The 25,968-nt window shown below is 61.3% G+C and carries 20 protein-coding genes; 13 read left to right on the top strand and 7 right to left on the bottom strand.

Annotation, left to right across the window (positions count from 1 at the left end):
• Positions 1-140 precede the first annotated feature (140 nt).
• Positions 141-1,187, top strand: coding sequence for a Gfo/Idh/MocA family oxidoreductase (locus FHT84_RS09735; protein ID WP_183761964.1), 1,047 nt, complete (start codon positions 141-143; stop codon positions 1,185-1,187).
• Between the two features lie 28 nt (positions 1,188-1,215).
• Here FHT84_RS09735 and FHT84_RS09730 read toward each other — a convergent pair whose 3' ends face one another.
• On the bottom strand, positions 1,216-2,352 hold the full coding sequence (locus FHT84_RS09730; protein WP_183761961.1) for an ROK family transcriptional regulator: 1,137 nt from the start codon (positions 2,350-2,352) through the stop codon (positions 1,216-1,218).
• Between the two features lie 1,252 nt (positions 2,353-3,604).
• Here FHT84_RS09730 and FHT84_RS09720 point away from each other — a divergent pair.
• The gene (locus FHT84_RS09720) at positions 3,605-6,631 is read left to right on the top strand and encodes a glycoside hydrolase family 38 C-terminal domain-containing protein (protein ID WP_183762177.1); all 3,027 of its coding nucleotides are present in this window, start codon (positions 3,605-3,607) and stop codon (positions 6,629-6,631) included.
• A gap of 109 nt (positions 6,632-6,740) precedes the next feature.
• The gene (locus tag FHT84_RS09715; protein ID WP_183761958.1) at positions 6,741-8,381 is read left to right on the top strand and encodes an FAD-binding dehydrogenase; all 1,641 of its coding nucleotides are present in this window, start codon (positions 6,741-6,743) and stop codon (positions 8,379-8,381) included.
• Positions 8,382-8,628: 247 nt separating this feature from the next.
• Here the strand turns inward: FHT84_RS09715 and FHT84_RS09710 are convergent, their stop codons facing one another.
• Positions 8,629-9,492, bottom strand: coding sequence for an AraC family transcriptional regulator (locus FHT84_RS09710; RefSeq protein WP_183761955.1), 864 nt, complete (start codon positions 9,490-9,492; stop codon positions 8,629-8,631).
• A 158-nt stretch (positions 9,493-9,650) separates the two neighbouring features.
• On the opposite strand from FHT84_RS09710, the gene FHT84_RS09705 reads away from it, so the two are divergent.
• The 9 genes from FHT84_RS09705 (at position 9,651) to ehuA (ending at position 18,143) form a co-directional block, all read left to right on the top strand.
• Entirely contained in the window at positions 9,651-10,496 is an 846-nt protein-coding gene (locus FHT84_RS09705; protein WP_183761952.1) for an oxidoreductase, read from the top strand.
• Between the two features lie 281 nt (positions 10,497-10,777).
• Positions 10,778-11,755: a hydroxyectoine utilization dehydratase EutB gene (gene eutB / locus FHT84_RS09700; protein ID WP_183762174.1), complete on the top strand. Its 978-nt coding sequence runs from the start codon at positions 10,778-10,780 to the stop codon at positions 11,753-11,755.
• Positions 11,752-12,768: an ectoine utilization protein EutC gene (gene eutC / locus FHT84_RS09695; protein WP_183761949.1), complete on the top strand. Its 1,017-nt coding sequence runs from the start codon at positions 11,752-11,754 to the stop codon at positions 12,766-12,768. Before eutB ends, eutC begins: the two co-directional genes overlap by 4 nt.
• The gene (gene doeA / locus FHT84_RS09690) at positions 12,765-13,943 is read left to right on the top strand and encodes an ectoine hydrolase DoeA (RefSeq protein ID WP_183761946.1); all 1,179 of its coding nucleotides are present in this window, start codon (positions 12,765-12,767) and stop codon (positions 13,941-13,943) included. The genes eutC and doeA overlap by 4 nt, the downstream gene beginning before the upstream one ends.
• A gap of 9 nt (positions 13,944-13,952) precedes the next feature.
• Positions 13,953-14,972, top strand: a complete 1,020-nt coding sequence (gene doeB, locus FHT84_RS09685) for a N(2)-acetyl-L-2,4-diaminobutanoate deacetylase DoeB (RefSeq protein ID WP_183761942.1) — start codon at positions 13,953-13,955, stop codon at positions 14,970-14,972.
• Positions 14,973-15,076: 104 nt separating this feature from the next.
• On the top strand, positions 15,077-15,934 hold the full coding sequence (ehuB, locus tag FHT84_RS09680) for an ectoine/hydroxyectoine ABC transporter substrate-binding protein EhuB (RefSeq protein WP_183761939.1): 858 nt from the start codon (positions 15,077-15,079) through the stop codon (positions 15,932-15,934).
• Between the two features lie 93 nt (positions 15,935-16,027).
• A complete protein-coding gene (gene ehuC, locus FHT84_RS09675; protein ID WP_145644921.1) occupies positions 16,028-16,693 on the top strand; it encodes an ectoine/hydroxyectoine ABC transporter permease subunit EhuC in 666 nt (221 codons plus the stop codon).
• Positions 16,690-17,382 carry an ectoine/hydroxyectoine ABC transporter permease subunit EhuD gene (ehuD, locus tag FHT84_RS09670; protein WP_169645386.1) on the top strand — a complete coding sequence of 231 codons (693 nt, stop codon included), beginning with the start codon at positions 16,690-16,692 and terminating at the stop codon, positions 17,380-17,382. The genes ehuC and ehuD overlap by 4 nt, the downstream gene beginning before the upstream one ends.
• Complete coding sequence (gene ehuA / locus FHT84_RS09665) at positions 17,379-18,143, top strand: ectoine/hydroxyectoine ABC transporter ATP-binding protein EhuA (RefSeq protein WP_112345704.1); 765 nt, start codon at positions 17,379-17,381, stop codon at positions 18,141-18,143. The genes ehuD and ehuA overlap by 4 nt, the downstream gene beginning before the upstream one ends.
• 20 nt (positions 18,144-18,163) lie before the next feature.
• On the opposite strand, the gene FHT84_RS09660 is transcribed toward ehuA, so the two are convergent.
• The 5 genes from FHT84_RS09660 to FHT84_RS09640 all read right to left on the bottom strand — a co-directional run bounded on the left by FHT84_RS09660 (position 18,164) and on the right by FHT84_RS09640 (position 24,903).
• Positions 18,164-19,594, bottom strand: a complete 1,431-nt coding sequence (locus tag FHT84_RS09660; protein ID WP_183761936.1) for a PLP-dependent aminotransferase family protein — start codon at positions 19,592-19,594, stop codon at positions 18,164-18,166.
• A 143-nt stretch (positions 19,595-19,737) separates the two neighbouring features.
• Positions 19,738-21,117, bottom strand: coding sequence for an aspartate aminotransferase family protein (locus FHT84_RS09655; RefSeq protein WP_183761933.1), 1,380 nt, complete (start codon positions 21,115-21,117; stop codon positions 19,738-19,740).
• A 31-nt stretch (positions 21,118-21,148) separates the two neighbouring features.
• On the bottom strand, positions 21,149-22,645 hold the full coding sequence (locus FHT84_RS09650; RefSeq protein ID WP_169645384.1) for an NAD-dependent succinate-semialdehyde dehydrogenase: 1,497 nt from the start codon (positions 22,643-22,645) through the stop codon (positions 21,149-21,151).
• A 130-nt stretch (positions 22,646-22,775) separates the two neighbouring features.
• Positions 22,776-23,270 (bottom strand): Lrp/AsnC family transcriptional regulator, encoded by a 495-nt coding sequence (locus FHT84_RS09645; RefSeq protein WP_112345708.1) that lies wholly within the window; start codon positions 23,268-23,270, stop codon positions 22,776-22,778.
• Positions 23,271-23,448: 178 nt separating this feature from the next.
• Positions 23,449-24,903, bottom strand: coding sequence for an MFS transporter (locus FHT84_RS09640; protein ID WP_113248903.1), 1,455 nt, complete (start codon positions 24,901-24,903; stop codon positions 23,449-23,451).
• Between the two features lie 112 nt (positions 24,904-25,015).
• Between FHT84_RS09640 and FHT84_RS09635 the strand changes: the two genes are divergently transcribed.
• Positions 25,016-25,891 carry a helix-turn-helix transcriptional regulator gene (locus FHT84_RS09635; RefSeq protein WP_113248902.1) on the top strand — a complete coding sequence of 292 codons (876 nt, stop codon included), beginning with the start codon at positions 25,016-25,018 and terminating at the stop codon, positions 25,889-25,891.
• Positions 25,892-25,968: the final 77 nt, after the last annotated feature.

Genomic DNA, 25,968 nt, shown 5'->3' with positions numbered 1-25,968 from the left:
CGACATTCAACAGCAGCTAGCGGCGTGCAGCCGTATTTCCCGATTACGAAATAATCGAGCCATTGCGGACATCCGCGATGGTGGGAGGGTTTGCCTTGGCTGGCGAGGACCGGCCCACCCGACATCTTATAGAGGATCAGATGCGCTTACTCATTCTCGGTACGGGCGGAATGGCCAATAAGCATGCTGCAAGTTTCAAGGAAATAGAGGGCGTCAGCGTCGTCGGCGGGGTTGACGTCATTCCCGAGCGGCTCGCCGTCTTTTGTACGGAACATGCCATCCCTAATCATTTCAGTTCGCTTGAGGAAGCCCTTGCCTGGGGCGAGTTCGATGCCGTCGCCAACGTGACGCCCGACAGTGTCCACCACGCGACGACGCTTCAAGCGATTGCGGCCGGAAAGCACGTCTTCTGTGAAAAGCCGCTCGCGACCGACGCGATCAAGGCGATGGAAATGACGGAGGCGATCGAGAGAGCGGGTAAGGTCGGCATGGTGAACTTCACCTATCGCAACTCGCCCGCCCTGCAGAAGGGCCGGCAGATGGTGCTTGCCGGCGAGATAGGTGAGGTGAGGCATGTGGAAGCCTCACATCTGCAGAGCTGGCTTGTGGGACGGCATTGGGGAGACTGGAAGACCGAAAGCAAATGGCTATGGCGTCTGAGCAAGAAACATGGCTCGAACGGCGCGCTCGGCGACATCGGCATCCATATCGTCGATTTCGCCTCCTATGGCTCCGGCCTCGACGTTGCCCATGTCTTCGCGCGGCTGAAGACCTTCAACAAGGCGCCGGGTCACAAGATCGGCGACTATGATCTCGACGCGAATGACAGCTTTACCATGAACGTCGATTTCACGACCGGAGCGATCGGCACCATCCAGGCGACGCGCACCGCCGCCGGCCAGATGGATCAGCTTCGTCTCAGGGTCTATGGCGAGACAGGTTCGATCGAGATGATCTACGATACCGGAAAGTCGACATTGCGCGCCTGCCTTGGTGACGACGTCCATACCGCGACATGGCGCGACGTTCCCTTCGACGAGGTGGAGACGAACTATCAGCGGTTCGTTCAGGCCGTCAGGATGGGCAAGACGCAGGAACCTTCGTTTCGCCGTGCCGCGAATATCCAGAAGGTTCTGGATAAGGCGATCGCCTCGGACATCAGCCATGCGGACGAGGCGATCGCGTAGAGCCTTTTTGTTTTCCCGGCATGTCTGGTCAGGCCGAGACCGGCGGCAGCAGGGTGTTGAGGAACGGCAGGAATGCTGCCCCCAGCGCCACGCCGCCGCCACTGAAGCTTGCGGGCTTCATCGGCGAAATCCATGGCGTCAGGAAGGGTCGCTTCGACGTGTCGCGCCGCTCGACGGAAAGTTGATGGATCAGCGCCTCGATGGCACTTCTTGGCAGGTCGCCGCCGATCATGATGACGCTCGGCGCGATGAAACCGGCAATCGCGATGATCGGGTCGAGCAGGTGGCTTGCCGCCTCGCGGATCCATTGCGCCAGCAGCGGAGAAGGCGGTTCCTGACCCTGCAAAAGGCGGGCGAATTCGTCATCGCCGACGAGCGCACGCAGGACGCCGAAGCCGACAACGGTACTCAACGGAACATTGTCGGGGCCGGTGCGCATGTCGCCGATATTGCCAGCGCGCCCGTGAACACCCGAATAGGGAATGCCGCGAACGAGGAAACCGGCCTGGACATCCTCATCCACAATGATCATTGCCAGGCCGCCTTCGGGGGCAGGCGTGCCGATCGTCCGCTCGGCGAGCAGGCTTGCCGTGCATTCGTTCTCGACGTAACTGCGCGGAAGTTTCGACGCCGCATCAAGCTTGCCTGCTTCTTCTGCCGTCCAGTCATTCGAGCCGATCCCGACGCCGATGATCGGCAGGCCGGTATGACGGCCGATCATGGCTTCGATGGTTGAAAGGACGGATTCTACTCTCGTTGTTCGAACGAATGTGAAATAAACGCGGTCGTGAACCTGGCCGCTAAGATCGACGAGGACGGCTTCGCCCCGGTTTTGACGGACCCGGACGCCGATCGAGAAGGCTCCCTCCGGCCGCAGGGCAAATTCGGTCGCGGTCGCGCCGCTGCCCGCACCGTTGCGGCGATGCGACGTCACCAATCCTTCGTCGCCGAGGCGGCGCAGAATATTGGTGATCCCCGGACCAGTCAGCCCGGAGTGCCGGCCGAGCTCCATGCGGGTCAATGGGCCATGACGGCGGATCGCCTCCAGGATGACGCGAATATTTCTGTCGGCGATTTCTCCCGACCGCAGACCAAGTGTTTTCCCCCGCGCAACGTCCGTTTCCTCCGGCTGACGCCGCCGTGGCCCGGATCGGAGATACCGCATAACCGACTTCCCTCAGCACCCTCATGCTTGTGTATCACGGCAAACATCGACGCTCCCAGCTATTTTCCAACCGGCTCTTGCAAGCCATTGATTTGATTTGGGCCGCAAACGTATTGCGTCTGAGTGACTTTCAGAATGTTATGCATGCATCTGACGGTAACCAAACGCAAGCCGCGAAAAAGCCAACGATGTCCGCCTTTTCGTCCGATTTAGCCTTTTCGAGCTATCGGAACTGAAGCGGATAGTCGCAAAGCCGCTTATCACCTCTCAAGAGCATCGATATTTTCGGCTCTGCGAGATGGGCTGGTATGAGAACAGCACAGGATGGAAGCCATTTTCCGGCAACCTGTCTGACCATTGACGCATTGGTCCTGCCCATTGTGGCTGTGGCATCGTTAAGTTGGCTTAGCTCGCATACTGCTTATATCGGAATTTACTCGGTCCGAGGCTGGCGCCATTCTTCCTGTCGATAGCGATTTGAAGGAGGATATCCCTATGCCTGTTGATGGTGAGCTTTTCGAAACGTCGGCCGGAAAACACGTGGTTTCCCCAGGCATGATTCCTTTGAGCCATCCATCTGCCGCCACGACGAGACGCAAATCCGAAAACGTGCTGCGTCTGAAAGCTGACGGCAGATCGACCGATGATATAGCAAGAGAGGCTGGCGTCAGCCGAGCGACGGTAACCAGAATCTTGCGCTATGTTGAAAGAGCGGCCGCTAGTTAGCTGAGTTTGACGCAGCGGAAGATGGCTGAAGGTCCCGAGCCGGCTCGGTCGCAGTCCGGCGAGCCGCGCCATCGGCGCCGCATCCCGCGTCGTTACAAACGCGAAATACGTCTCTGAGCCATGCTGCGAGCGACCGTATGTGATCCGGTCGATCACGATTGCCGGACCTGCGAGAAGCATGCGAACTTCCGAAGTTTTGCCTGCCGTTCAAAGCCATGTCATGCGCCGTTATACAATAGTGTCCGTTGAGATCGGGAATGATCCTGTCAACGGACATGTTGCGTTGATCTCACGAAAGATCGTCGATCGATGTCGCCCACGCTTCCCACGATGATCGTAACCCAGGACATCGCCGGCCAAAAACTCTCGTAACTCATGGCTTGGCCGCTTGACGCGAAAACAAAGTTACTTAATCTAAAATTCGGCTATGCGATCCGCCTGGAGGAGACGGCGCGTGGCGATTGCGATCTATTGCATCGGTTTATTCTCCTTCACCGCCAATTGCCGATTTTCCGATAGGACCGCCATGTCTCTCACCATTGCCCAACGTCTCGATCGTCTCAAGGTCCGCATAGCCGAGCTCGCCCATTGGCGCGACAGACAGAGCCGTGACATCGACGGCTGGACCTTTGATGGCGAGCCGATCGCGCATCGCCAGGACTGGCCGCACCGCAAGGGAACGGTTCATTTTGCCGCGGCGGCAAGGGCTCCCCATGACTGGCCGCTCGAGCAGACCCGCCTGCAGCTCGATCTCGGCGGCGAAAGCCTACTGACCTTGCGCTATCCCGATGGCCGGACCGAGACCTTCGGACTGGATCCCTATCACCAGGAGTTTCCGATCAAGGATCGGGACTTTTCGATCGCGGCGGAGAGCGTCGCTCGCTTTCCTTTCGGAGAACCGAACCGTGCCCCGCGATTGAACAAAGCCCGGCTGATCTGGCTGGACGAGCCGGTCCACCGGTTGCATCTCCTGCTGAAACAGATCGGTGAGGCGGTCGATGCGCTCGACGGTCACGACGTCGTACCGCATCTCATCGATGCGGCCGAACGGGCGCTGCGCAGCCTCGATTGGCCCTCCGACACGGCTGCCTATATCGCGCGCACATCGGGTGCGGAAATGCAGCAGAAGATCTGGGAACTGCCGGAACTCCAGGACAATCCAGCCGGTCTCAGCGAAGCTGAGAGCGCTTCAGCCTCAGCCGCCCATGATCGGCTGCTTGAGCGATTGAAGGAGCTTCAGAAGCGTTTTCCGCAAAACGGCGAACTACTGCTGACCGGCCATGCCCATATCGATCTTGCATGGCTTTGGCCCTATGGCGAGACGCGCAGGAAGATGCGCCGCACCTTCAATACGGCGCTTTCGCTGATGGAGCGCTCCGACGATTTCCGGTTCAATCAATCGACTGCCCACTACTACGCGCAGATGGAGGAGGACGATCCGGATCTCCTCGAACGGGTCAAGAAGAAGGTCGCCGAGGGCAAGTGGGAAACCGTCGGCGGCATGTGGGTCGAGCCCGATACCAATATGCCGACGGGTGAGAGCCTCGCCCGTCAGGTGCTCTATGGGCAGCGCTATTTCGAAAAGCATTTCGGCCTGCGCCATACCGTCTGCTGGCTGCCGGATTGCTTCGGCTTTTCGGGTGCCCTGCCGCAGATCCTCCGACTCGGGGGCATGAACAGCTTCTTCACGATCAAGGTGAACTGGAGCGAGACCAATCACATTCCCTCCGACCTCTTCTGGTGGAGGGGGCTCGACGGTAGCAAGGTGCTGACGCATACCTTCGACAATCCCATGCAAGGCTATAATGGCTTCGTGCAGCCGGATTGCTTCGTGCCGACATGGAAGAATTTCCGCGGCAAGACTGAGCACGACACCTCGCTATTGGCCGTCGGCTATGGTGACGGGGGCGGCGGTGTCACACCGGAAATGGTCGAGCGCGAAGTTCAGCTGCGCGATTTTCCGGCAATCCCCAGGGCACGCTGGGGCACCGTGAAGGACTATTATGACAAGGCGCATCACACGGCAACGGAAAAGGACCTGCCGGTCTGGGACGGAGAAATCTACCTCGAACTGCATCGCGCGACGCTGACGACGCAAAGCGGCGTCAAGCGCAAGCACCGCCAGGCCGAACGCGCCCTCATCACGGCCGAGACGCTGGCTTCGCTCGCCCACATGCTGGGGGCTGCGAAACCGCAAAGCCTCGAGGCGGATTGGCGCACCGTTCTGAAGAACGAGTTTCATGACATCCTGCCGGGGTCGAGCATTCGCGAGGTCTATGTCGATGCCGAGCGGGAACTTGACGGCGTGATCGGCAATGCCAAGGCGGAGCAGGGCAAGGCGCTCAAGGCATTATCGGCCCATCTTCCGACGGGCGGCGTCACGGACGCATTGATTGTCGTCAACCCGTCCCTTTCACCGCGGCCGCTCACAGCCGCGCTGTCCGACGGAACGGTTCTGTCGTCTGCCGATCTTGTCGCGCCTCTTTCCGTCGCCGTTTTCGATCGCAAGATGCTCAAGCCCGCCAGCATGCTGAAAGCCGACGCCCATCACCTCGAGAACGAGCATCTATCCGTTGTCATCGGCAAAGATGGGGCCGTGTCGAGCCTTGTTCACAAGGCGACGGGGCGGGAGGCAATCGAAGGCTCCGCCAATCAGCTCTGGGCCTATCCCGCCGACAAGCCCCGCAACTGGGATGCCTGGGATGTCGACGCCGACTATGCCGAGAAAGGCATTCGCCTCGACCAGCCCGAAAGCATCGCCCTGGTCGAGGAGGGGCCGCATCGCGCCGCGGTCCGTGTTGTCAATCGATATCGCAACTCGACCATCACCCAGCTTTATGTTTTGACGGCCAATGCCCGCCGGCTCGATATCGAGACGACGATCGACTGGCATGACCGGCGTACCCTGCTCAGGACCCTGAACCCGGTCGCTGTGCATTCTCGCGCAGCCACTTTCGAATGTGCCTTCGGCATCGTCGAGCGGCAGACGCATACGAACACCCCCTGGGAGCAGGCGATGTTCGAGGCAGCCGCCCATCGTTTCGTCGATCTCAGCGAACCCGGCTTCGGTGTTGCCTTGCTCAATAACGCCAAATACGGACACAGCGCCCGCGGCAATGTCATCGGCATGAGCCTCGTGCGGTCACCGATCTATCCCGATCCGCTTGCCGACGAAGGCCGGCAGAGCTTCACCTATGCGTTGATGCCGCATGAAGGCGCCTGGCATGAAGGAGGCGTTCTGCCGGAGGCGATCGATCTCAACCAGCCGCTCGTCACCATGGAGGCAAGCGGGCTTTCGCAGGGCACGCTCTCGCCTCTCGGCATCGAGGGCATACCGGTCGCTTTCTCGGGCTTGAAACCGGCGGAGGAGGGGGAGGGCCTTGTTCTGCGGCTCTACGAGCCGGCCGGCCGCCGGGGCCGCCTGTCGCTGAACCTGGCGCCGGGATGGCAAGCATCGGGGCCGCTGAATATCCTAGAAGAGCCGATCGAACGCAAGGGACCCGCCGATATCATGCCGTTCGAGATCCGGACGTGGCGGCTGCAGAGAAGCTGACGACGGAAATCGGCTTCGCTGGACGAGCGGCGAGAAAGCCGTTCCTCGTTTTACTTTTACGTAAGTGTCGTTAGAATTCTCGGCGAATAACTATTCGCTGGGAGGTCGGATGGACAGTTACGCGGATGTCGTCATCGTTGGAGGAGGTTTGTCTGGTCTTGTTGCCGCCTCGGAGCTGATTGAGCGTGGGAAACGGGTGATCCTCATCGATCAGGAGCCGCGCACAAGCCTCGGCGGCCAGGCCTTCTGGTCTCTCGGTGGGCTCTTCATGATCGATACGCCGGAGCAACGGCGTATGCGAATTCGCGACAGCATCGAACTTGCCCGCCAGGACTGGCTGGGCTCGGCCGCCTTCGACCGGGCTGAGGATTTCTGGCCGCGTGCCTGGGCGGACGCCTATCTCGACTTCGCCGCTGGCGAGATGCGTGGATGGCTGCACGAGTTGGGCATGCGCTGGTTCCCCGTCGTCGGCTGGGCGGAGCGCGGCGGAAGCCTTGCTCATGGCCACGGCAACTCCGTGCCGCGCTTTCACGTCACCTGGGGCACGGGTCCGGGCGTGCTTGATCCGTTCGTGAAGCGGGTGCTGGCGGCCGAGAAGGAGGGAAAGATCGAGCTAATGTTCCGCCGGCGAGTGACGCGGCTGATCGGCGACGGCAGCGGCATTGCCGGCGTAGAAGGCGAGATCCTGGCAGAGGACAATATTCAGCGCGGCCAGCGATCGAACCGCGATGTCGTCGGGGATTTTCGCATTCACGCAGCCGTGATCGTGGCGAGCGGCGGCATCGGCGGCAATCCGGAACTGGTTCGTCGCGCATGGCCTGCCGAGCGCCTCGGCACACCGCCAGACCGGATGCTGAGCGGGGTGCCTCACCATGTCGATGGCCTGATGATCGGCCATGCCGAAGCGGCGGGCGCACGGCTCATCAACGGCGACAGGATGTGGCACTATACCGAGGGCATCCGCAATTGGGACCCCATCTGGCCGAACCATGGCATTCGCATCCTGCCCGGACCATCCTCTCTCTGGTTCGACGCCACCGGCAATCGTATGCCCGCTCCCTGTCTGCCTGGTTTCGACAGCCTCGCGACGCTACAGCATATCTGCAAGCTCGGGCATGGTTACAGCTGGTTCGTAACCACTCAGAAGATCGTCAAGAAAGAGTTCGCGCTCTCGGGGTCCGAACAAAATCCCGATCTCACGGGCCGCGACATCGGTCTCCTCCTGCGCAGCCGGCTCGGCCGCTCGGCGCCTCCGCCGGTGGAGGCTTTCAAGGAGAAGGGCGAGGATTTCATCGTCGCGCAAACGCTGGAAGAGCTCGTCGCCCGCATGAACCGCATCGGGGATCATCCGATCGATTTTGTCCACCTGCTCAGCCAGATCGAGGCCCGTGACCGCGAATTGGACAATCCCTTTGCCAAGGACGCCCAGATCGTCGCATTGAGACAGGCGCGTGGCTATCTCGGTGATCGGTTCATGCGCACCGCACCGCCACACCGGATCCTGGATCCCAAGGCCGGGCCCCTGATCGCCGTGCGTCTCCACATTCTCACCCGTAAATCTCTGGGCGGGCTCGAAACCGATCTGAACAGCCAGGCGCTCGGGCATGACGGCGCGCGCATACCGGGACTGTACGCCTGCGGCGAGGCGGCAGGTTTCGGCGGCGGCGGATATCATGGCTACAATGCGCTGGAGGGCACGTTCCTGGGAGGCTGCATCTTTTCCGGACGCAATGCCGGGCGGGCGGCATGAGCCGCGCGTTCGCGGCCGGTGTTTCCGGTAAAGACTGATCCAGCTCCATATCATCGATATGGCCGCGGGCTGCAGTCCTCGTCACTGGCATTCATTCCCATGGGGGTGTCCGACGACACTGCGAGGGCATGCAGTCTCGTCGGACGCTGTAGTGATCGGTTCGGGGGTGGCGTCCGAACCGACAGCAGAAACAATAGCGGCCACGACGATTTAGTGAACCTACCCGAATGGACGGCTGGCCTGCGTCTCAGCGAGACAGGTCTGCACCAGGCGGTCTCCCGAACAGTTTCCGATATTCCCGATTGAACTGCGACTGATTTTCGTAGCCGACCGCAAAGGCGACGGATCCGATCTTCTCGACGCCCAACTGCAGCCGTCGTCGCGCTTCATGCAATCGCAACCGTGCCCGGAATTGCAAGGGACTCATCGCAGTAGCGGCCTTGAAGGCGCGGTAATAGGAGGTCTGGCTCATGCCGGCGATATCTGCCAAGGTCGCGACATCGACAGGCTGATCGAAGTTGGCTTTAAGCCAGGCGGTCGTGCGGGCGATGCGCGACAGGCGGGAATTTCCCATTCCGCTTTCGATGACCATGTCGCCGAGGCTGCCCTGGATGAGCCTGTAGAAAAGCTCGCGTTGCGCAAGCGGTGCCAGCGTTTCGATGTCCATGGGCCGATCCAGCAGCCGCACCAGCCGCTCGAGAGGCTCCAGAATGTCGGCGGTGAGGCCGGCAATGGCGGCGCCCTTCGTCTTTGCCGCCGATCTCGGTTCCCTTTTACCTGCCACCAGCTCGGCAATGATTGCCGGATCGAGATCAAGCGTTATCGCATAGTGCGGGTGACCAGGGCTTGCCTCGGCAACACGTGCCGTCACCGGAAGATCGAGGACGACGACGAGATAGTCGCGCGGCCCGATTTCAATGTGTTGCCGATCCAGAATGAGCTCCTTTCGACCCTGCAGGACGACGCAAAGGCGCGGATCATAAAGGCTGCGAACCGGCTCCGTCGGTGCTTCATTGCGAAAGAGCGTCAAACCGGGGACCGGCGTTTTTTGCTTGGGCGCGCTGCAATGAAAGCGCATCAGCTCGATCAAGCTTCGTCGTATGGCTTCCATCGCTTTCCCCTCTTCTGCCTATTGTCGAGATCAAGATAGGCCAGGATGGTAGGATTGTGCAAAACTTCGAAAGGATCGGCCTAAGCCTCCGCCATTGCCGAGCGTATCTCTTCCGCAAGCGGGATCATCATGATCGCAGCATTTGGAAGGATAATGGAATGAGATATCACCGATCGATATGGCTCATCACGGGAGCCTCATCAGGACTTGGACGCGCGATTGCTCAAGCGGTGCTGGAGGCGGGCGATATCGTGATTGCTACCGCACGCGACCCGGCGACGATCCGCGAACTCGTTGAAAGATTTCCGGATCAGGTCGTTGCCGCGCGGCTTGACGTAACCGATCGCACGACCATCGCACAGGTGGTCGGCGAGGCCGAGCGGCGTTTCGGCCGGATCGACGTGCTCGTCAATGCGGCGGGCTATGGCTACCTCGCGGCGATTGAGGAGGGAGAAGATAGTGGCATACGCGCCCAATTCGAAACCAACGTCTTCGGTCTGCTTGATGTCACCAAGGCGGTGCTTCCGGGTATGCGCGCAAGGCGGCGCGGCTGCATCGTCAATCTTTCCTCTCTTGGAGGATTGGTCGCATTCGCCGCAACTGGATATTATCACGCGACGAAATTTGCCATCGAAGCGCTTTCGGAATCGCTGTCTCATGAAGTCGGGCCGCTCGGCATCAAGGTTCTGATCGTGGAACCCGGTGCCTTTCGCACCGATTGGGCCGGGCGTTCGATGATCGAGTCCCCCGTTATCATCGACGACTATGCAGAGACGGCGGGGAAAAGGCGGACCGCGACGCGTGCGGTCTCCGGCTCGCAGCCGGGAGATCCGAAGAAGGCAGCACAAGCGATCCTGAACGCGGTCAAAGCCGAGCAAACGCCGCTTCGGCTTCTCCTTGGCGCATCCGCGCTGAAGGTCGCCAGGGCACGGATGGAGACGCTGAAGGCTGAATTCGAAGCCTTGGCTGAGGTGACGACAAGCGTTGATTTCGAAAGCCGATAGTTTGCGCAACCGCGCATTTCCGGCGGTGCGATAGTGCCCCGCTGGAAACGGCGTGGGTGATATCCTCCTATAATTGACCACTATGCAACGCTTTCGGGGCTTACCGCTCGGCCCCACGTCGGAAAAGAACGTCTATAATTGTAATGAAACAATATACAGATTGACATGATCCATTACCTCTTTCACGCTGATGTCATGAACATCCAGCGCGACAGAGGAATGAAAATCGTCATGGTATCGCTCACCTCGACAGCGAAGCATCGGTGCGCGCCATGACGAGGATGGTCATGCTGCAGAATATCGAGGCAGCACAGCCGCGCATTGCCGGATATGTGCAGCGCACGCCGCTACGGTCGTCGCATGCATTGTCTCAGCGCATGGGCGTCCCCGTTCATCTCAAACTGGAAAACCATCAGGAGACCGGCAGTTTCAAACTTCGCGGTGCCACCAATGCACTTCAATGCCTGAGCGATGAAGCGCGCTCGTGCGGCTTGGTGACGGCGTCGACCGGCAATCACGGCCGGGCTATCGCCCACGCCGCTAGGGCAATGGGTGCACGCGCGACCATCTGCCTGTCGGCACTTGTTCCCGCCAACAAGGTCGAGGCCATCCGAAGCCTCGGGGCAGACATCCGCATCGTCGGGCATTCGCAGGATGACGCCATGTGGGAGGTCGAACGTCTTGTCCGTGAAGAGGGCATGTGTTTCGTGCCTCCCTTCGATGACGCCGCCGTCATTGCCGGCCAGGGCACCCTCGGGCTTGAGATCGCCGATGATCTGCCTGAGACCACACTTGTTCTCGTGCCGCTCTCGGGAGGCGGGCTGGCCTCCGGTGTCGCCGCCGCGATCAAGGGCCGCCTGCCGGCCGCCAAAGTGATCGGCGTTTCGATGGAACGGGGTGCGGCGATGGCGGCGAGCCTTGCAGCAGGGAGGCCGATCGATGTTCAGGAGGTCGAGACCCTGGCGGATTCGCTCGGAGGCGGCATAGGGCTCGACAATCGCCTGACATTCCCCATGTGCCGTTCGCTGCTCGATGACGTGATCCTGCTCAACGAAGACGAGATTGCCGCGGGCATCCGCCATGCAGCCAGGATCGAGGGCGAGACCGTCGAAGGGGCCGGTGCCGTGGGCATTGCCGCACTGCTTGCCGGCAAGATCAGGCCTGATGGTCCGACTGTGATTGTTGTTTCCGGGGCCAATATCGATCCGGCGGTCCATCGGGCAATCGTCGATGATATCAAGGCGGAGGTGGCGCCATGACGCGTGTGCTGATCCTGACGGAAACAGATCTTCGCAAGATCGTTGAGCTCGATGGCGACGCCGTCGATTGCGTCGAGCAGGCCTTTGCGGCGCTGGCGACAAAGGCCGTGGAAATGCCGCCGATCATGCGGCTCGATATAGCAGCCCATCGCGGCGAGGTCGACGTGAAGACGGCCTATGTTCCTGATCTCGACAGTTTCGCGATCAAGGTTAGCCCCGGCTTTTTCAACAATCCCTCGCTCGGCTTGCCGAGCACCAACGGGCTGATGATGCTGTTATCAGCGCGCACCGGACTGGTCGAGGCGCTCCTGCTCGACAATGGCTATCTGACGGATGTTCGAACCGCCGCGGCAGGGGCCGTTGCCGCGCGACACCTGTCCCGCCCAGATAGCCGGATCGCAGCGATTTTTGGCGCCGGCATGCAGGCCCGCCTGCAATTGCGTGCGCTCACGCTGGTTCGGCCGATCGAAGCTGCTCGGATTTGGGCGCGCGATCCGGTAAAGGCGGAAAAACTCGCGACAGAACTGACGGCGGAACTCGGCTTTCCCATCGTGGCGGAGGCGGATGCCAAGCAGGCCTGCCGCGACGCGGATATTATCGTCACCACCACGCCGGCGGACAAGCCGATCCTCGATGCCACCTGGCTGCAGCCGGGCCAGCACGTGACTGCCATGGGTTCCGACGCCGAGCATAAGAACGAGATCGACCCGGCCGCCATCCTGAAGGCCGCGCCTTATGTTGCCGACAGCCTGAAACAGACGCGGCGGCTGGGCGAGCTTCATCATGCGATCGCCGCGGGCCTTGTGAGCGAGGCCGCCGACTTTCCAGAACTCGGCGCCATTGTCGCCGGCAAGGTGCCGGGCCGCCGTTCGCCCGAGGCGATCACCCTTTGCGATCTCACTGGGACCGGCGTCCAGGATACCGCCATTGCCACGTTTGCCCATCGCCGTGCCGTCTCGGCGGGCGTGGGCCAAGCGATTGAAACGACAAAAGCATCAGGAGACCCAGCGTGAGCGAACCGACCCTCAATTTCACCCGCGCCGAATATGCCGAGCGGCTCGAGAAGACGCGCCGGGCCATGGAAAAAGCCGGTGTCGATCTCGTCATCGTCACGGATCCCTCCAACATGCACTGGCTGACCGGTTACGACGGCTGGTCCTTCTACGTACATCAATGTGTGCTGGTGCCTGATACCGGCGAGCCGATCTGGTATGGCCGCGGCCAGGATGCCAATGGTGCCAAGCGTACCGCCTATCTCGCCCATGACAATATCATCGGCTATCCCGATCACTACGTGCAGTCCAATGAGCGCCATCCGATGGATCTGCTCTCGAAGATCATCGAGGAGCGCGGCTGGGGCAATGCCTCGATCGCCGTCGAGATGGACAATTATTGGTTCACCGCCGCGGCCTATGCCTCGCTCGTCAAGCACTTGCCGAATGCGCGCTTCAAGGATGCCCAGGGGCTCGTGAACTGGCAGCGTGCCGTCAAGAGCAAGACCGAGCTCGATTATATGCGTAAGGCCGGCCGCATCGTCGAGGCCATGCACCAGCGGATCGTCGAAAAGGTCGAGCCGCGCATTCGCAAATCCGATCTGGTCGCAGAAATCTATGATGCCGGCATTCGCGGCGTCGACGGCTTTGGCGGCGATTACGCTGCCATCGTTCCCTTGCTGCCGTCGGGCGCGGATGCCTCCGCTCCGCATCTGACCTGGGACGACAAGCCGATGAAGAGCGGCGAGGGCACCTTCTTCGAGATCGCCGGCTGCTATCGCCGCTATCATTGCCCGCTGTCGCGCACCGTCTTCCTCGGCAAGCCGACGCAGGCCTTTCTCGACGCGGAGAAGGCGACGCTTGAGGGCATGGAGGCCGGCCTTGCCGCCGCCAAACCAGGTAACGTCTGCGAGGATATCGCCAACGCCTTCTTCGCGGTCCTGAAGAAATACGGGATCGTCAAGGACAACCGCACCGGCTATCCGATCGGCCTTTCCTATCCGCCGGATTGGGGCGAGCGGACCATGAGCCTGCGCCCCGGCGATCGCACCGAATTGCTACCGGGCATGACCTTCCATTTCATGACCGGCCTCTGGCTGGAGGACATGGGCATGGAGATCACCGAAAGCATCGTCATCACCGAGAGCGGCGTCGAGTGCCTCTCCAACGTGCCGCGGCGGCTTGTCGTGAAGTGATCGCCAGAGATGAACAGCATGAGCATATCCAAACGTCCATCGCCGATTACACCGTCAGTCGATTTCGACCAGGACGGCATTCAGCACGGGCATCTGCGCCTTCCCTGGTCGCGCGACGATTCCGCCTGGGGTTCGATCATGATCCCCATCTGCGTCATCAGGAACGGTGAGGGGCCGACGGCGCTTTTAACTGGCGCCAATCATGGCGATGAATATGAGGGGCCTGTTGCCCTCTTTGATCTCGCCCGTACGTTGAAGCCGGAGGAGGTCAGGGGCAGGGTCATCATCGTTCCGGCGATGAATTACCCTGCTTTCCGGGCGGCCACCCGTACCTCGCCGATCGACAAGGGCAATCTCAATCGGAGTTTTCCGGGCCGGCCCGACGGCAGCGTGACCGAGAAGATCGCGGACTACTTCACGCGCTACCTGCTGCCGTTGGCCGACATCGTGCTCGATTTTCATTCGGGCGGCCGTACCCTCGATTTCCTGCCCTATGCCGCAGCGCATGCTTTGCCGGATAGGAACCAGGAGAAGGCCTGCTTCGATGGGGTTGCTGCGTTTTCCGCACCCTATTCCATGCGGATGATCGAGATCGATGCCGTCGGCATGTATGACACCACGGCCGAGGAGATGGGCAAGGTCTTTGTGACGACCGAGCTTTCGGGCGGTGGAACCATATCGGCGCGCACGGCTTCCATTGCCAAGCGCGGCGTTCTGAATGTCTTGAAGCACGTCGGAATCGTTGCAGGCCCCCCGGAGGTCGAAGCGACGCAATGGCTCGATATGCCGTCCTCCGATTGCTTCGTCTTTGCCGAAGCTGAGGGGCTTTTCGAGCCGCTGAAGGATCTTGGCGACACGATTGTCCGGGGCGAGATCATCGCCCGCATCCATCCGACCGGCCGCACGGGAGCCGCACCCTTTGACTATCGGGCGGCGCTGGACGGTGTTCTCGCCGCACGTCATTTCCCCGGCCTCATCAAGACCGGGGATTGCCTGGCCGTCGTCGCAACATTGACGGAGGCGCCTTGAATTCCCGCGCCGCGACAGCGCGGCGCGGGTCACCACCCCGTTATCGGCAAAGATCCGGAAAACCGGACAGCCGATGACGAATTTCAACCACAGAGGAGTGAACCATGAGATCGAATTTTTACCGTAGCGCAGCCGTCGCGGCTCTTGCCATTGGCTTCGCCGCATCCGCCCATGCCGCCAGCCTCGAGCAGATCAAGAAGGATGGCTACATCCGCGGCGCCAGCGCCAATGAGGTTCCCTACAGCTATATGGACGAGAGCGGTGCCGCCAAGGGCATTGGTCCCGATGTTGCCGCCGCCGTGCTGAAGTCGATGGGCGTCAAGGAAGTCGAGTGGACGGTGACGCCGTTCGGGTCGCTGATCCCCGGCCTGAAGGCCAAGCGCTTCGATTTTGTCGCCGCCGAGCAGAACATCCTGCCGGAGCGCTGCAAGCAGGTGCAGTTCACCATGCCGAACTCCAGCTACGGCGAGGGACTATTGGTGCCGAAGGGCAATCCGAAGAAGCTGCATTCCTATGAGGATATCAAGAAGGATCCGTCGCTCAAGGTCGCGATCGTATCGGGTGCCGATCAGCTCGATTTCTTCCATGGTCTCGGCATTCCGGAGTCCCAGATCGTCATGATCCAGGCGAATGCGGATGCGCTGTCCACGATCCAGACCGGCCGCGCCGACGCCTATGCGGCAACCGAGCTGACCGTCGCCAAGCTCGTTCAGGGCAGCACGAATGTCGAGCATGCCGAGCCCTTCACCGATCCGGTGATCAACGGAAAATCCGTCAGAAGCTATGGGGGCTTCGATTTCCGGCCCGAGGACAAGGAACTCTACAAGGCCTTCAATACCGCTCTCGAAGCCTTCAAGAAGACCGACGACTACAAGAAGATCCTGATGTCCTACGGTCTCAGCGCCGAAAGCGTCGAGGCCGCACGCACGAAGAGCACCGAAGATCTGTGCGCGGGCAAATGAGCCTATCGATAATCAAGAACGACCTGGCGGCCGTCTGCAGACGATCGCCAGGTCGTTCGGCCCCTCCCATACTGGAACGGAGGTGACCCGGACATGAGCTGGACACATTATCTGCCGGCATTGCTAAAGGGCGCGGAGATGACAGCACTCATCGCCGTAGCCTCGATGTTCCTCGGCGCAATCCTCGCCTTTGCCGCTGGTCTTGCGCGCTTTGCCGGAGGACGCCTGCTCTCCGCAATCGCAATCGTCTATATCGAGATCTTTCGCGGCACGTCGCTTCTGGTGCAGCTGTTCTGGCTCTATTACGCGCTGCCGCTGATCGGGATCTCCTTCGATCCCATCACCACGGGTATCGCCGGCCTGGCGCTCAACATCGGCGCCTATGGCGCGGAGGTGGTGCGCGGCGCGCTGCAGGCGGTACCAGACACACAGCATGAGGCGGCGCGCGCCCTGAATTTCAAGCAGAGCCAAGCGCTCTTCCATGTCGTCCTGCCGCAGGCCGTGGTCGAAATGATGCCGGCTTTCGGCAATCTCGCCGTTCAGAATCTGAAGGACACCGCCTTGGTGTCGCTCATTTCGATCAGCGATCTCACCTTCCAGGCGCAGCAATTGCGCAACATCACGCTCGACAGCGTGACGATCTACTCGCTGACGCTCATCGGATATTTCATCATGGCTCTCATTTTGGTTGCCTTCATGCGCTGGCTGGAGACCGTTCTTCGTCGTGGCGCCGCTTTCCCGGGGAGGGCGCCGGCATGATGTATGGCTTCACCTGGGATACGTCGACGACGCTGTCCTTCGCATTGTCGATCCTGCCGATCCTCGGCATCGGCCTCATCGTCACGCTGGAGGCGGCAGCCGCAGGCTTTGCGATCGCGCTTGTTCTCGGCCTTGTCTTCGCCTTGCTGCGGCGTAGCCGCTTTGTGGCGATCTCCTGGCCGACGGCTTTCGTCATCGAGTTCCTGCGCGATACGCCACTGCTCGTCCAGCTCTTCTTCCTCTATTATGTCCTGCCGATCTACGGCATCGTATTACCTGCTTTCCTGACCGGCGCGCTGGCGCTCGGGCTGCAATATTCCGCCTATACGTCGGAGGTCTATCGCGGCGGTCTGGATGCCGTGCCGCTCGGACAATGGGAAGCTGCGACGGCGCTCAATCTCAGCCGCGGCCGCGCCTATTGGGATATCATCATCCCTCAGGCCATTCCTCGCATCGTTCCGGCTATGGGCAATTATCTCGTCTCCATGCTGAAGGAAACGCCCGTGCTTTCGGTCGTCACGGTGGTCGACATGCTCAACCTCGCCAATCTCATCGGGGATCGGACGTTCGAGTATCTGGTGCCGCTTTCCCTTGTCGGCCTGATCTTTCTCATCCTCACGCTCGTCTGCTCGGCAGCCATTCATTGGCTCGAAAAGGCGTTGCCGAAAAACGGAATTGCTCTCAAATGACGCAACCATTGATCCGCTTTCAAGATGTGACCAAGCGCTACGGCCACCTCACCGTGCTCGACAATTTCTGCTTCGACGTCACGCCCGGCGAGAAGGTGACATTGATCGGCCCTTCCGGCTCCGGAAAATCAACTGTCCTGCGCATCCTGATGACGCTCGAGCCCTTCCAGGAGGGAACCCTGCATCTGGCCGGCATGTCCTATCATCAGGACAACGGCCGTGGTCGTTTCCTCGCCAGCGAGGCGCATCTGCGCCAGATCCGTACCCATGTCGGCATGGTCTTCCAAAGCTTCAATCTGTTTCCGCATATGACCGTGCTGCGCAATGTCGTCGAGGCGCCGACACGCGTGCTCGGACTTGGCCGGGCGGAGGCCGAATGCCGCGCGGTCGAGCTTTTGCGCATGGTCGGGCTCTCGGAGAAGAAGGATCATTATCCGAGCCAGTTATCTGGTGGCCAGCAGCAGCGCGTCGCGATCGCCCGTGCGCTCGCCATGCGACCACGCGTGCTGCTGTTCGACGAGCCGACATCGGCGCTCGATCCGCAGCTTGTCGGCGAGGTGCTCGGCGTCATCCGCGATCTCGCACATGAACACGATCTGACCATGCTGCTGGTCACACACGAAATGCGCTTTGCCCGCGAAGTCTCCGACCGCGTCTGCTTTTTCGACAAGGGCCGCATCTGCGAACAGGGCAAGCCGGAAGAGATCTTCAGCGCGCCGAAGGAAGAGCGCACCAAGGAATTTCTGGGCTCGATCCTTTGAAAGATCGACCTGCGGCAAGGTTAAACGATCGATCCCACATCGAAGACGGGCGGCAGCTGTTCGAACGTGCCGCGAACGGTTTCGAGCGCCGAGCGAAGAGCGGAATGCGAGAGGCGGCCGCCGAGACAGATGCGGATACCGCCGACCGGCCGCTCTCCACCCGCGACGAACGGATCGGATGGCGTTACCGCCACACCCTTGCGGGCCAGCGCCCGCACGAGGCCTTCCTCGGTCCAACGTTCGGGAACAGACAGCCAGGCGCAAAGCGACAGCGGATGGCTGCCGGCGACGAACGGCGCCAGCACATCGGAGACGATCGCCTGCCGGGCCTCCGCCTCGTTTCGCTGGACGGCAAGCAGGGCTTCCGCCGTTCCATCCAGCACCCAGCGCGACGCCATTTCGGCAACGACGTTGGTTGCACTCCATCCGGTGACGCGCAGGATCGAAGCGGCGCGGATCGAATAGTGGGCGGGCACGACGAGATAGCCGATGCGCAATCCCGTCATCACGGATTTCGTGAAGCTGGTTACGAAGAAGCCGAGCTCCGGTATGAGGTCCGCCATCGAGGGGAGGGGATCGCGCAGCATCGGCTTATAGACCTCATCCTCGACGACGAAGATGCCGTGCCGACGGGCGATATCGGCAATTGCGCGCCGCCGCTCGGCCCCCATGACGTGGCTGGTGGGATTGCCGAGCGAGGAAACGATGACAAGCGCGGTCACGTCGCCGATGGCACAGGCCGCCTCGAAGGCGTCCGGCAGGATACCCTCGCGATCGGTCGGAAGGCCACGCAGCGTGAAACCGAGAACATTGGCAAGACCGATGATGCCGTGATCGGTCAAGCTCTCGGTCAGGACCACCTCGCCTGGCCGAACGACCGAGGCGACCGCAAGGAAGAGGCCGTGCGCCGCGCCGTTGGTGATGAGGATGCGATCCGGATCGGTTGTGACCGATAAGCCGGCGAGCCAGACCTGTGCTGCCGCGCGATGAGCATCGAGGCCGGCGATCGGACGGCAGGGCCGCATGAAGCTGCTATTGTCGCTTTCCGCAAGTGCCTGCATCAGTTCACGGGCCGATCGCTCATGCGCCTCGGTATAAACAGCCCGGATGATGGAGAGATCGGCGCTGCCGCTCGGATCACGATCGAGCATGAAGCTGTCGGCGCGTTCGGTGACGCGGCTGCGCACGAAGGTGCCGCGCCCGACCTCGCCGCGCAGATAGCCGCGACGCTCCGCCTCCTTGTAACTCAGGCTCACGGTTTGCACCGAAATTCCCAGTGCATGCGCGAGATCGCGATGCGTCGGCATCTGCGCGTGCACCGGCAGAATACCCTCATCGATGTCGGATATAATCTTGTCGGTGAGCAGCTTGTGCTTGGTCGCACCCTTGCGATGCTGAAGGACGGGTTTCCAGGCACCATTGTCCTGAGATTTTGAATCATGACGATACATGGATTGATCCGGTACAATTACAGGAATCCATGTACACCATTCGGTGCCGGATGGCGACGTCCGAATGCAATGGCGGGGCCAATTGTCAACAACGGGCCCCGCCATCGGCGTAGGGTGTATAGGATCGTCTCGTCAGGATCGGATCAGCGGTTCGAAAATACGCTTTCGATGGCGCCTGCCGCTGCCTTGACGACGGTATCGGCTTCCTCGCGGGTCAGGCACAGCGGCGGTGCAAAGCCGAGGATGTCTCCCTGCGGCATGGCGCGGCCGATGACGCCGCGCTCGAGCAGTGCCGTCGCCACCTGCGGACCGATCTTCGGCGCGGGATCGAAGAACTTGCGATCGTCCTTGTCCTCGACGAATTCGATTGCTGCCATCAGCCCGTCGCCGCGAACCTCGCCGACATGCCGGTGGCCACCGACGGCCTTGGCAAGTTCAGAGCGGAAATAGGCACCGGTCGAGCCCGCATTCTCGACGATGCCGAGTTCGTCGACCAGCTCGAGATTGGCGATGCCGGCAGCCGCGCAGATCGGATGGGCGGAATAGGTCCAGCCATGGCCGATGGCGCCGAGCTGATCGGATCCCTGGACAAGCACCTGCCACATCTTGTCGGAGACGATACTGCCCGACAGCGGCGCATAGGCAGACGTGAGACCCTTGGCGATGGTGATCAGATCCGGCTTCATGCCGTAATGATCGGAGCCGAACATCGTGCCGAGACGGCCGAAGCCGGTGACGACCTCGTCGGCCACGAGCAGCACGTCATATTTGTCGAGGACGGCCTGGATCTTCTGCCAATAGGTCTTCGGCGGCGGAACGATGCCGCCGGTTCCGAGGATCGGCTCGCCGATGAAAGCCGCGACCGTTTCAGGACCTTCGGCGAGGATCATCTCCTCCAGCCTGTCGGCACAATGCTGTGCGAACTGTTCCTCGGTCATCGAGCGGTCGGCGCGGCGAAAGAAATAGGGCGCCTCGGTGTGGAGGATCGGCGCGCGCGGCAGGTCGAAGGCCTTGTGGAACAGTTCGAGGCCGGTGAGGCTGCCCGTCATGACGCCGGAGCCATGATAGCCGCGCCAGCGCGAAATGATCTTCTTCTTTTCCGGTCGGCCGAGGATATTGTTGTAGTACCAGATCAGCTTGATGTTGGTCTCGTTGGCGTCAGACCCGGAAAGACCGAAATAGACGCGGCTCATACCCTCAGGCGCGCGATCGATGATCATCTTCGAAAGCGTGATGGAAGCTTCCGTGCCGTGGCCGACATAGGCATGGTAATAGGCGAGGTTCCTTGCCTGCTCGGCGATCGCATCGGCGATTTTCTGCCTGCCGTAACCGACATTGACGCAGTAAAGGCCGGCAAAGGCATCGAGGCTCTTCTTGCCGGCGGTATCCGTGATGTAGACGCCTTCGGCGCCGGCGATGACGCGGGTCGGCGTTTCGCCGCGCGCATGCATTCCCATATGGGTCGAGGGATGGAAGAAATGGTCCCTGTCCCAGGCGTTCAGTTCGTTGCGCTTGTCCAGCATATTATCGTTCCTTCTTTTTCTATTCGCGGCGTCAGGCTGTCGTGTCGACGCAGAGATATTTGAGTTCGGTGAAGGCCTCGATGCCATGGCGGGAGCCTTCGCGGCCGAGGCCGGACTGCTTCCAACCGCCAAAGGGGATCGGGCCGCCCGTGATCTTCACGCGGTTGATGGCCACCATGCCGTATTCGAGCGCCCGGCCGAGCCGCATCTGCCGCGCGCCGTTGGCCGTCACGACATAAGCGACGAGGCCGTATTGGGTGTCGTTGGCCCGGGCGATGACCTCGTCTTCGCTATCGAAAGCGGTCACGGCGGCGACCGGTCCGAATGTTTCCTCGCGCATGATCAGCGCGTCCGGCGAGGGATCGACGAGCAAGGTCGGCTGGAAGAACAGCTTCCCGGCCGGGTGCCGTTTCCCGCCGACGACAAGCCTTGCGCCATGTTTCAATGCGTCGGCGACATGCTCCTCGACCTTGGTAATGGCGCGTTCGTGCATGAGAGGCCCGATATCGACGGCACCGTCCAATCCATGGCCGACCTTCAAGGCGGCAACGCGCTTGGCGAACGCTGCAACAAAGGCGTCCATGATCGGGCGCTGCACGAAAATGCGGTTGGCCGCGAGGCAATCCTGGCCGGAGGTCGCGAATTTGGCATTGATGGCGATATCGACGGCGCGATCGAGATCGGCATCGTCGAAGACGATCAGCGGCGCATGACCGCCAAGCTCCATGACGAGCCGCTTCATGCTTGCGGCACATTGGCCGGCGATCAGCCTGCCGATCTCGGTCGAGCCGGTGAAGCTCAATGCCCTGACCCGCTGATCGTCGCAGAAGGCCCCGACGATGGTTGCGGCATCACCGGTCAGTACGTTGAAGACACCTGCGGGAAGCCCGGCGCGTTCGCCGAGTTCGGCGAGCGCCAGTGCCGACAAAGGCGTTTCCGACGACGGATGGGAAACGACCGTGCAGCCGGCTGCAAGCGCCGCGGCGGCCTTGCGCGTGATCATGGCAGCCGGAAAATTCCAGGGCGTGACGATCCCGACGACGCCCAAGGCTTCCCTGCGGACGAACATTTCGGTGTCGGGCAGATGGCTGGTCACGCTTTCGACATTGATCCGCTTGGCTTCCTCGGCGTACCATTCGACAAAGCTTGCGGCATAGTCGATCTCGCCGCGGGATTCATCGAGCGGCTTGCCCTGCTCCAGAGTCATGATCAGCGCCAGATCTTCGCGCGCCTCGATCATCAATTCGTACCACCTGCGCAGGATCGACGCTCGTTGCTGCGGCAGGAGTGAGCGCCAGGCCGCAAAGGCATCCGTTGCCGCGTCGATGGCCTCGAAAGCTTCTCTCTGGTCAAGGCTGGTGACCCAGGCGAGCGTTACGGAGGATGCGGGATCGGTGACCTGGAAGCTGCGGCCGGCCTTGCCGGCGACCCAGCGGCCGGCGACATAGGAGAGGTCTCGCAGCAAATGACGGTCGTTAAGCCGCGAAAGGGCTTCATGATAGGTGGCGCGGGCATGGAGCGCAGTCATGATCGGGTCTTTCTTTCCAGATGGTCGCCAGATGTCCAATGCTGTCACGGAATGCCGCGAGAGATTGTCCATTGCAGGCAGCTGGAAGAGAGAAAGCACCTAAAGAGAGAGGCGCCGATGGAGAATCTCTCTATTCGCCGCCGGGCACATCCGGGGAAAGCAGATCCGTGACGGGCAGCACCGTCTCCTCTTTCACGGTCTTGGTGACGATGTAGGTGAAATAGCGCTCGATACCGAGATCGCGATCGAGGAGATCGTCGATCAGGCGTTGATAGGCATCGATATTGGCCGCCATGATCTTCAGAATGTAATCGACGCCGCCGCCGACGGCCCAGCAGGCAACGATTTCCGGAATGGCCGCGACGGCCCGCTCGAAACGATCGAAATCGGCCTGGCGATGGTTGGCAAGCGTAAGCTCGACCATGACATTGGCGATCGGGGCGAGCCGGCGCAGCGACAGGCGCGCGTGGTAACCTGTGATGATGCCTGCCTTTTCCAGCTTGCGAAGGCGAAGCCAGCATGGCGTCGGCGAGAGGCCGACCTTTTCGGCGAGTGCAAGCTTTGTGATGCGTCCATCGCGCTGAATGGCATCCAGTATCCGCAGGTCGATTGCATCCAGTTTCATTTAAAGCCGCTTGTCTGTCATCCGAGGTTTCAAGAGCAATGGCATTCGAAAACGGCACTGACAAGCAGGCTGAGCGGAATTGAATGATCGGCTACGCCGGCGGCAGGTCCGGCATGGAAGCATGTCTGGCGTAAAGCCGCTGCAACTGGTGGCGCAGCAGCAGCGGCCTCATCGAGTATCATTCGGGCGCCACGACCAGCGTCTCGTCGATTTTGGCGTCTTCTTCCGAAAGGCTGCGCTGGCGAGCCAGGCGCAGGAGCGTGGCCAGCAGCAGAACGGCCATCAGTCCGAGCTCGACGGCGATGGCCGTTACTCCCGCCGTGAGATAGACGCTGTCATATTGCAGGACCTGTGCGAATACTGCGCCAAGGATCGCTGGCCCGAGGCCCAGCGAAACCTGCTGCATGGTGGCGAGCATGGCGCTGCCTGCTCCTGCATGTTCATGCGGCACATCGGCGAGCCCGAGGCGATAGAAGCAGTTGACGATCAGTGCCTGACCGAACCCGATCAGGATCGTGGAGGGGATGAGATTGATGACAGCGGGCCGCGGCCAGACGATTTCCAGCGTCACGATGAGCAGGGCAAGCCCGGTCATCTGGATGAGGCAGCCCGTCACCAGCATGGCCTCGCGGCGCATGCCGGCAAGCCGGCGCGTGACGAAGGCGGCCGAGACGAAATAGGAGCCGCCGAGCGCGATCAGTGCATTGCCCGATTGCAGCGGCGTCAGGCCGGCGCCCGCCTGCAGCGTCAGGGCGAGGACGAACATGAAGCCGCTCCAGCAGGTGAAGAAAATGATGGCGATCAGCCCGCCGAAGCGCATGCTGGAGATGCGGGTCAGCGACGGTGGCAGGATCGGGAAGGCGCCGCGCGCTTCCTTGGCCCGCTCGATGCGCCAGAGAAGCGCCGTTAGCGGCAGGATCGGCACGAAACCCGCCAGGCAGAGCCAGTTCCAATGCAGAGACGGGCCAAGCGCCGTCGGCAGCAGCACCGATAGCGTCAGCAATGCCAGCGTGATCATGCCGGACCAGTCCACCGGCACTCTGCCTTGTCCGCGCGTCTCCGGAACGTGGCGCCACATGCAGAAGAGGATCAGGGCGCAGATCGGCAGGTTGATGAGGAAGATGCTGCGCCAGCCGGAGCCGGCGATATCGGCGGAGATAAGAAAGCCGCCGAGGACTTGGCCGATGATGAAGGCGATGCCGCCGATTGCGCCGTAGAGCGCAACCGCGCGGGCGTGGTCGCGCCCGGTGAGCGTGACGTGGATCGTCGCCAGCACCTGCGGCACCATCAGCGCCGCCGCAATTCCCTGCAGCGTACGAGCGACGATGAGGAAGGCGACGGATGTCGCGACGCCGCAGAGCAGCGAAGCAAGGCAGAACAGCAGCACGGCCAGACCGAACATGCGTCGGCGGCCGAAATTGTCGCCGAGGCGTGCACCCATGGCCAGGCAGACGGCGAACGCCACGCCATAGGCGGCAACGAAGAGCTCGAGTTCGGTCTCGCCGGCATGCAGCGAGGCGGAAATGGCGGCAAGGCCGACATTGATGATGGAAAAATCGAGCTGCAGCAGCAATTGCCCGGCAAGCAGGATCATCAGGCCGACTTGGCCGAGCCGGATTGGTGCGGATGACATGAAGACCTCAAAGGATTTCCGAAACTGAGTCCACAGTCTTCTACACCCATGTTAAACTGGTACAAGATACCTGTTTAGACTGGTATAAAAAGTATCAGGCTGGAGAATGAAAATGCACGGCACGCTCGATATTGCCCCCAATCACATGCTGTCGCGAGCCCAGGAACTCGGCGAGCTGCTGCGTCGGCGGCGGGAAACGCTCGATCCCGTGCGTTTGGGCCTCGGCCGCGTCGGGCGAGTTCGTACACCCGGATTGCGGCGCGAAGAAGTGGCGGCGCGCGCCGATATCGGCATCACCTGGTACACGAAGCTGGAACAGGGCCGGCCGATCCGCGTGTCGCCGCGCGTGCTGCTTTCCGTCGCGCAGGCACTGGAATTCAACGAGGTCGAAACCGAGCATCTGTTCAGGCTGGCAAACCTGCCCGTTCCGCCCCGGCTCGATTCTCCCCAGGTGTGCAAGCCGCTGACCGCGGCAAGCCAGCACATTCTCGATCAACTCTGTCCCTATCCCGCTCTCATCCAGACGCAACGCTACAATATTCGTGGCTTCAACGAAGCCTATCGCCGTCTGGTCGGAGTGGACCTCCATGCGATCCCGGCTGAAGATCGGAACTGCATCTATCTGTCCCTCGTCAATCCTGCCTGGCGCGCAAGTCAGGCCGACCCCGACGAGATGCTGGCCCACATGGCTGCCTTGTTTCGCGCCTCCATGGCCGAACATCTCGACGATCCCGTCTGGGAGCGGCAGCTGGAGCGCTATATGAGCGCCTCGGATCAGTTCCGTATCGTATGGGACCGCTATCAGCTCAAGGGCATCGAGAATGCCGTGAAACGCTTCCGTCTTGCCGATGGTACGATCCTTGCGCTGCAATCCAACAACTGGTGGGCAAGCCCCAGCAACGACGACCGCATGATCGTCTACACGCCTGTCGATGAGGTCGGAGCCGAAAGGCTGAAAGCCATGATGAAACGCAGGCGGGCCTGCTAAGGGCAGGCGGCACTCCACCCGCGGGAACCTTTTTGCGGCCGAGTGCTTTTCGTCTGACGATTTCAAGAACGATATGG

The organism is Rhizobium sp. BK289 (assembly GCF_014193575.1).
In the GTDB taxonomy this organism is placed as follows: domain Bacteria; phylum Pseudomonadota; class Alphaproteobacteria; order Rhizobiales; family Rhizobiaceae; genus Rhizobium; species Rhizobium tropici_C.
Note: the sequence above shows the minus strand (reverse complement) of the source record. Positions and strands in the feature narration are given on the sequence as shown.